This is a genomic window from Sphingomonas bacterium, from assembly GCF_903643065.1.
GTDB lineage: Bacteria > Pseudomonadota > Alphaproteobacteria > Sphingomonadales > Sphingomonadaceae > Sphingomonas.
This window is the reverse complement of record NZ_CAHJWX010000079.1, coordinates 1-7,339: the sequence shown is the minus strand read 5'-3', so window position 1 is coordinate 7,339 and position 7,339 is coordinate 1. Positions and strand designations below refer to the sequence as shown.

Sequence of the window (7,339 nt, the reverse complement as noted above, 5' to 3'; positions counted from 1 at the left end):
GCCGTCGTCGATGCCTTGCGCTATCGGCGCTGACCGTTCGCCGACCGCCGCCGTATCTCGCGGGCTGCCTCCCACTTGCGGCCCTGTCTCCACCTAGGTGCGGTCAGTGCGAGTAGTTGGCTGACCGCGCCGATTGTGGGCTAGGAGGCCGAACTTTCGAGAAAAAAGACCGAATTCGTCGTGGCAGCCGGAAGCCTGATCTTGCGGGCCTCCTGATACTCCGCCGAGTTGTACCACGCGCGGGCGGCGGCAATGTTGGCGAACTCGGCCGCGATCGTGTTCGGGCCGAACCACGTCTCTTCGGCCACCTCCGCAGCGCCGACGGCGAGGATTTTGCCAGCATGTTGCTCGATGGTGGGCCTAGCCGCCGCGACATAGCGCTCGATCGCCTCGGCATCATGGAACTCTACTTGCGCGAGCATCAGAGCGGACATTTCGCTTCCTACTGTGTTCAGTGCCCTGTCGGGCAAGGCACATCGGTTGGAACCACAATGATTACTGGATCTCCGAAAAGTTGCAGAAAATACCCTGAACGCAAATTCGAGGCATCGACAGATCGTTTTGTCCGGCGTGTGGTGGACGCGAGCGGGCGGTTCGTGACGATAATTCTCGCCGCCGCGACAAGCCGGAGAATGCATCTGGCATGTCAAGAAGTTCTCAGTAATTCGAGATTTCTGTCTGTAGTTGCGGCGGCCTACTCGGCGACAATGATAGTGGGGTTCGCGGCCAATCGCCTGTGGCGAGTGTCTGCGAAGACCAGCTCTTGAGCTGAAGCTCGACCGGCAGAGCGCCGTGCAGCCAGCGACCTTGCCGCGGACGAATTTGCCAAACCCGCTCCGCACCAGCCGGGCCCGCTTCGACATCGTCATCATCGCCGAGGCCGCCCCGAGCCTCGCCCGTGATGAGCAGGACGTCGCCCGATGCAAAGCACGGTACGACGAGGCCCGCCGTGGCGGTCAGCAGGATATTGACGAGCGTGTTGAAGAGGAGGTTGCCGAAGAAACATGGAATGGTGAGACCGCCATCCTTGTCGATCCTGGTGAAGCCGGGCTTGCCGCCGCGATGCGAGATACCCATCGCAGGCCTGCCATCCGGGCCGGGCGCGAAGCTCGCCAGGAACATCGTGTCGGCTTCGCTGAGCAAAGCTCGGGCTTCATCGTCATTGAGATTGGCGAATGCCGATCCTTCGAGATGGACCGGAGGAACGTTCAGGGCCGTATGGGCCGCTGCTGGATATATTGCGGACAGTTCCCGAAGGCCTGTTGGACAATAACGGTAAAGCCCGTCGCGTCGGAGGCGGAGGAACCCGTTGACCCGGTTGCGCCGCCGCGTTTGGAGTTCGATCTCGAGCAGCCCCACCGAAGCGGCGACGCGCAACGCTGCCGCGAGCGAATCTTCAACGGGCGGCGTTCGCTCGAGGGCGATAATCGCGTGGCGCGAGACACGACAAGGCTCTCGGCAGTTTGCCACCGCATATCGTTTCGACCGCAACACAGATCATTGCGAGCAATCTTGGCTACATTAATACATCAAGGGTCTGGCGGTTCGAACAAGCTGAAGGATAGTGTCGACAGTGGGCCCGCGATCCGCAGGACGGGTTTATTCGTTTCCCATCATGTCCGCGGCGGCGTCTACCAGCGCATCGACAAGGGCCGGCGCTGCACTCAGGAACGGCGAATGATCTGCATCGATGATCACCACCGGATCGCATGGTGCGGCGGACTGGATTTGCCGCTGCTTGGCAAGCGTCAGATTATTGTCGGTGCTCGTTTCGATATAGGCGCGCGGAACTCGATACCAGCGGTCGCGCGTAACCGTCGCCGGCGTTGCATTGGGCACCGCGGGCTCGGGGCGTAGATGGGCGACGGCGTCCGCCGCATCTTCGGGAAGACACCGGTTGTAGAATAGCGGGATCGCTGCCTCGGCGCTGATTGAGATGGTCTTTCCGTCTTCTGACGGACGCGGGCCGTCGTCCTTCGTCTGGTCGGTGCCCATTACGTCCAGCGCGGTACGGCCGGGAGGCACGATCAGGGCGCACACGTAGATCAGCCCGGCGACCAGTTCCGGAACACGCTCCGCCACTTCGCCGATGACGAGTCCGCCGCGACTATGGCCGACGAGGATGACGGGCGCATCCGCCGAGCGCACGATGTCCGCGACATAACCGCCCCACATGTCGAGCGTCGCATCTTCGGGCCGGACCGAGTGATTGGTCCCGATGCCTGGCAGATCCGGCGTGACCGCAACATTGCCCTGCGCCTCGATCAACGGGACAACCCTGTGCCACGCCCAGGCGGTATGCATCGCGCCTGGAACAAGGATGAACGTGATCCTGCCAGTCTGAGCCATCGACTTAGCCTCCTAACGGACGGTGTCAGTGGACGGACAGCTCCTATGTCACCGCCGCCTTTCTCGGCTTGCTAGATCATGGCAGGTCGGATCGACTGATCTGGATCAGCGGCGATCGCAATCCGGCGGCTATCTCCAACGTTCGGATGCTGCCGCCGGTAGCTCGCTCCAGGGTCGCTCATGATGCGCAAGCGAGGTATGTTCCCGGGCACTGAACACCACCATATGCGACAGGTCATCGGTCATTGGTGGATCAGCATGCCACTTGTCCTCTCGGCGTGCGGCAACGGCGTGCTCGATCCCAAGGGCCCGGTCGGCGCGGCGGAGCGGGCGATCCTCCTCAACTCGCTGGCGATCATGCTGGCGGTGGTGATCCCGACGGTGATCGCCACGCTGGGCGTGGCGTGGTGGTTCCGGGCGTCCAACCGGCGCGCGCGCTACCGGCCGGAATTCACCTTTTCGGGGCAGATCGAGCTGGTGGTGTGGGCGATCCCGGCGATGGTGGTGCTGCTCCTGGGCGGCATCGCGTGGATCGGCAGCCATGAACTCGATCCGCCGAAGCCGATCGCGTCGCGCGTGCGGCCGGTGCTGGTCGAGGTGGTGTCGCTCGACTGGAAGTGGCTGTTCATCTATCCCGAACTGGGCATCGCCAGCGTCAATCGGCTGGTGTTGCCCGCAGGCACGCCGATCCGGTTCCGGCTGACTTCCGCCAGCGTGATGAACAGCTTCTTCGTGCCGCAGCTCGGCAGCCAGATCTACGCGATGGCGGGGATGACGACGCGGCTCAACCTGCTTGCCGATCACCCCGGCCGTTTCGCCGGGATGTCCGCGCAGTTCAGCGGCGAAGGCTTCTCCGACATGCGCTTCACCGTGGACGCGCTGCCGCCCGCGGCGTTCGCCGGCTGGGCGGCGGCGGCGCGGGGGCACGGGCCGATGCTCGACGCGGCCGGCTACGCCGCGCTCGCCCGGCGCAGCAAGGCGACACCCGCCACGAACTATGGCGGCGTCGTGCCCGGCCTGTTCGACGCGGTGGTGCGGATGGAGGCGCCACAGCCGAACCTGCCGGTCGTGGTCGGCGGATCGACCCAGGGATGAACCTGCTCGGCAAGCTCGGTTGGCAGGCGGTCCCGATCGGCGAACCGATCCCGCTGATCGTCGGCGGCTTCGCGCTGGTGGGGATACTCGGCGTGCTCGGCTGGGTCGTCGCCAAGGGGCACCTCCCTTATCTCTGGCGCGAGTGGATCACCTCGGTCGATCACAAGCGGATCGGGGTGATGTATTGCATGCTTGCAGGCGTGATGCTGCTGCGCGGCTTCTCCGACGCGATCATGATGCGCTCGCAGCTGGCGATGGCGACCGCGGGCGCGCAAGGCTATCTGCCGCCCGACCATTACAACCAGGTCTTCTCCGCGCACGGCACGATCATGATCTTCTTCGTCGCGATGACGTTCATGATCGGGCTGATGAACTTCGCGGTGCCGCTCCAGCTCGGCGTGCGCGACGTCGCCTTCCCGACGCTCAACTCGGTGAGCCTGTGGCTGACAGCGTCGGGCGTGCTGCTGGTCAACATGAGCCTCGTCGTCGGCGAGTTCGCGCGCACCGGGTGGCTGGCCTACCCGCCGCTTTCGGAGCTGGCCTACTCGCCCGGCGTCGGCGTGGACTATTATCTTGTGGCGCTGCAGATATCGGGCGCGGGGACTTTGCTGTCGGGGATCAACCTCACCACCACCATCCTCAAGATGCGCGCGCCGGGGATGAGCCTGACGCGCATGCCGATCTTCTGCTGGACCAGCCTCGCCTCCAACCTGCTGATCGTCGCCGCTTTCCCGATCCTGACCGCGACCTTCGCGATGCTGCTGCTCGACCGCTATCTGGGCTTCCACTTCTTCACCAACGATCATGGCGGCAATGCCATGATGTACATCAACCTGATCTGGGCATGGGGGCATCCCGAGGTCTACATCCTGATCCTGCCCGCGTTCGGCATCTTCTCGGAGGTGATCTCGACCTTCTCGTCGAAGCCGCTGTTCGGCTACCGCTCGATGATCGCCGCGACGATGTCGATCTGCGTGCTGTCGTTCGTGGTCTGGCTGCACCATTTCTTCACGATGGGGGCGGGCGCGGACGTCAACGGCTTCTTCGGCGTGATGACGATGATCATCGCTGTGCCGACGGGCGTGAAGGTGTTCAACTGGCTGTTCACGATGTGGGGCGGGCGCATCCGCTTCGCGCCGCCGATGCTGTGGGCGATCGCGTTCATGGTGACGTTCGTGGTCGGCGGGATGACCGGCGTGCTGATGGCGGTGCCGCCGGCCGATTTCGTGCTGCACAACTCGCTGTTCCTGGTGGCGCATTTCCACAACGTCGTGATCGGCGGCGTGCTGTTCGGCGCATTTGCCGGTTATAATTACTGGTTCCCCAAGGCGTTCGGCTTCACGCTGCACGAAGGCTGGGGGAAGGCGGCGTTCTGGTGCTGGCTGGTCGGCTTCTACGTCGCGTTCATGCCGCTCTACGCGCTCGGGCTGATGGGCATGACCCGGCGGATGCAGCACACCGACGATGCGTCATGGACACCGCTGCTGCTGGCCGCGGGCGCGGGCGCGCTGATCATCCTCGCCGGGATCGCCTGCCAGATCGTGCAGATCGTCGTCTCGATCCGCACGCGCGACGCCCGCCGCGACGCGACCGGCGATCCGTGGCATGGGCGCACGCTGGAATGGATGACGCCCTCGCCGCCGCCCGTATTCAACTTCCCGGCGCTGCCCGACGTCACCGGCGAGGAGGCCTATTGGGGCATGAAGCAGCGTGCGATCGAGGCGCGCAAGCTCAACGAGGAACCCGATTATGCGGCGATCCACATGCCGCGCAACAGCCCGACCGGGTTCATTACCGCCTTCTACACCACGCTCACCGGCTTCGCGCTGATCTGGCACATCTGGTGGCTGGCGATCGTCGGGCTGGTCGGCGCCTTCGCGACCTTCGTCGTGTTCGCGTGGCGCGACGAGAACGAATATGAGGTGCCGCTGGCGCAGGTGCGTGCGTCGGCGAGCGCGCAACGGCGCGTCCAGGAGGCGCAGCTGCGCGACGCGGTGGCGGTGACGTGAGCGCAGCGGCGGCGGCGGACAAAGCGGGCGGCGGCGGCGATCCGCATCAGCTCGGCCACGGCGACGGGCACGACGCGGACCAGGCCGAGGGCGGCATCGCCCCCAAGCGGATCGTCACCGGCTACGGCTTCTGGCTGTTCATCGTCTCCGACATCATCATGTTCTCGGCCTTCTTCGCCGCTTATGCGGTGCTGTCGCGCGCGACCGACGGCGGCCCGACCGCGCGGCAGCTGTTCACGCTCGACTCGGTCGCGATCGAGACTGCGTGCCTGCTGCTCTCCACCTTCACCTGCGGCATGGCGGCGCTCGCCGCCGACGCGCGCAGCCTGCTCTGGACGCAGATCGCCTTGCTCGTCACCGGGCTGCTCGGCTTCGCCTTCCTGATGCTGGAGCTGAGCGAGTTCGCCGAGTTGATCGCCAAGGGAGCGGGGCCGCAGCGCAGCGCCTTCCTCTCGGCCTTCTTCGCATTGGTCGGCTGCCACGGGCTGCATGTCGGCGCGGCGATGTTGTGGTGCGGGACGATGATGGCGCAGGTCTGGGCCAAGGGCTTCCGCGAGGATATCCAGCGCCGGCTGCTTTGCTTCACCTTGTTCTGGCACGCGCTCGACATCGTTTGGGTGGGCGTGTTCACGATCGTATACCTGCTGGGGGCACGCGGATGAGCGAGGATCGCGAGACGGCGGGCAAAGCCGGCGACACGGCGCCGGGCGAGGCGCGCGGCGCGACCTTGCGCGGCGTCGTCACCTATCTGATCGGGCTGGGGCTGGCGGGCGGGCTGACCGCGATGTCGTTCTGGGTGGCGGCGACGGGCGTGTTCTGGCAGCCGGGGGTGGCGATCGGGCTGTGCGTGCTGGCGGTGGCGCAGATCGGCATCCACCTCGTCTTCTTCCTCCACCTCACCACCGGACCGGACAACGTCAACAACGCGCTGGCGGTGGCGTTCGGCGTGCTGATCATCGTGCTTGTCGGCGCGGGCTCGCTGTGGATCATGTCGAACCTCAACGCCAACATGATGCCGATGGACGCGATGACGAATTTGCAAATACAGCACTGAAGGACATCGGTTGATGTACCGAGTCGCACAAGTGTTCGAGACGTAACGCCGTACGATGACGGTAGCGGGATTGCGCGGGAAATTGGCGGAGCGACGGAATGCCAGGGGCAGACGACGATCACGAGAGCAAGGATGACGCCGACCGACCGTCGTCTTCGCAGCAGGGCTCGTCCGGGGGCAAGGACGGCGATTCCGGCAAGGACAAAGCCGACGAAAAGGACGGCGACAAGAAGGACGGCGACGACAAGGAGGGCGATGACAAAGACGGGGGCGACAAGGACGAGAAGAAGCCGTCGCCGCTGAAGAACCCCAAGGTCCGCATCGCCCTGATCATCGCAGCGATCGTGGCGGTGATCGTCCTCATCGTGTGGTTCATCCACTACCGGACGTACAGCCGCTTCCAGCAATCGACCAACGACGCCTATCTCGCGGCGGATCAGGTGAACGTCGCGCCGCGCGTGTCGGGCTATGTCGAGCAGGTGCTGGTCGGCGACAATCAGATGGTGCGCGCGGGGCAGATGCTCGTCCGCATCGAGGCGCAGGATTACAACGCCACCGCCGATCAGTCGCGCGCGCAGATCGCGCAGGCGCAGGCGACGACCGATCAGGCGCGCGCGCAGCGCCGGCAGCAGTTCGACACGATCCGCCAGAACCTCGCGCAGGCGAACCAGAGCCGCGACATGATCCGGCAATATGACGCGTCGGTGCGCTTCAACGAGGCGCAGGTGCTGCGCTACGCGCCCCTGAGCGCGGCGGGCGCCGAGACCAACGAGAAGCTCGCGCAATATCTCAGCGACCTCAAGCAGGCGCGTGCGCAGGCGGACGGCGCGCG

The 7,339-nt window shown here is 65.1% G+C and carries 8 protein-coding genes; 5 read left to right on the top strand and 3 right to left on the bottom strand.

Annotated elements, in window-relative coordinates:
- Window positions 1–140 precede the first annotated feature (140 nt).
- The 3 genes from HUU95_RS04370 to HUU95_RS04360 all read right to left on the bottom strand — a co-directional run bounded on the left by HUU95_RS04370 (window position 141) and on the right by HUU95_RS04360 (window position 2,349).
- The gene (locus tag HUU95_RS04370) at window positions 141–434 is read right to left on the bottom strand and encodes a DUF1330 domain-containing protein (RefSeq protein WP_174278987.1); all 294 of its coding nucleotides are present in this window, start codon (window positions 432–434) and stop codon (window positions 141–143) included.
- A 223-nt stretch (window positions 435–657) separates the two neighbouring features.
- Window positions 658–1,470: a pyridoxamine 5'-phosphate oxidase family protein gene (locus HUU95_RS04365; protein WP_174278986.1), complete on the bottom strand. Its 813-nt coding sequence runs from the start codon at window positions 1,468–1,470 to the stop codon at window positions 658–660.
- Window positions 1,471–1,599: 129 nt separating this feature from the next.
- Window positions 1,600–2,349 carry an alpha/beta fold hydrolase gene (locus tag HUU95_RS04360; RefSeq protein ID WP_174278985.1) on the bottom strand — a complete coding sequence of 250 codons (750 nt, stop codon included), beginning with the start codon at window positions 2,347–2,349 and terminating at the stop codon, window positions 1,600–1,602.
- A 258-nt stretch (window positions 2,350–2,607) separates the two neighbouring features.
- Between HUU95_RS04360 and cyoA the strand changes: the two genes are divergently transcribed.
- The 5 genes from cyoA to HUU95_RS04335 all read left to right on the top strand — a co-directional run.
- Window positions 2,608–3,444: a ubiquinol oxidase subunit II gene (cyoA, locus tag HUU95_RS04355; protein WP_254602614.1), complete on the top strand. Its 837-nt coding sequence runs from the start codon at window positions 2,608–2,610 to the stop codon at window positions 3,442–3,444.
- Entirely contained in the window at window positions 3,441–5,453 is a 2,013-nt protein-coding gene (gene cyoB / locus HUU95_RS04350) for a cytochrome o ubiquinol oxidase subunit I (RefSeq protein ID WP_217429767.1), read from the top strand. The genes cyoA and cyoB overlap by 4 nt, the downstream gene beginning before the upstream one ends.
- The gene (locus HUU95_RS04345) at window positions 5,450–6,115 is read left to right on the top strand and encodes a cytochrome (ubi)quinol oxidase subunit III (RefSeq protein WP_174278983.1); all 666 of its coding nucleotides are present in this window, start codon (window positions 5,450–5,452) and stop codon (window positions 6,113–6,115) included. Before cyoB ends, HUU95_RS04345 begins: the two co-directional genes overlap by 4 nt.
- Window positions 6,112–6,507, top strand: a complete 396-nt coding sequence (gene cyoD, locus HUU95_RS04340) for a cytochrome o ubiquinol oxidase subunit IV (protein ID WP_174278982.1) — start codon at window positions 6,112–6,114, stop codon at window positions 6,505–6,507. Before HUU95_RS04345 ends, cyoD begins: the two co-directional genes overlap by 4 nt.
- Before the next feature lie 98 nt (window positions 6,508–6,605).
- The coding region (locus HUU95_RS04335) for an HlyD family secretion protein (protein ID WP_174278981.1) at window positions 6,606–7,339 on the top strand (734 nt) is incomplete at its 3' end.

Excerpts from the sequence above, each read along its gene's own strand:
- HUU95_RS04370 (WP_174278987.1), bottom strand. The coding sequence starts at position 434 with ATGTCCGCTCTGATGCTCGCGCAAGTAGAGTTCCATGATGCCGAGGCG.
- HUU95_RS04360 (WP_174278985.1), bottom strand. The coding sequence starts at position 2,349 with ATGGCTCAGACTGGCAGGATCACGTTCATCCTTGTTCCAGGCGCGATG.
- cyoA (WP_254602614.1), top strand. The coding sequence starts at position 2,608 with ATGCCACTTGTCCTCTCGGCGTGCGGCAACGGCGTGCTCGATCCCAAG.
- cyoB (WP_217429767.1), top strand. The coding sequence starts at position 3,441 with ATGAACCTGCTCGGCAAGCTCGGTTGGCAGGCGGTCCCGATCGGCGAA.
- cyoD (WP_174278982.1), top strand. The coding sequence starts at position 6,112 with ATGAGCGAGGATCGCGAGACGGCGGGCAAAGCCGGCGACACGGCGCCG.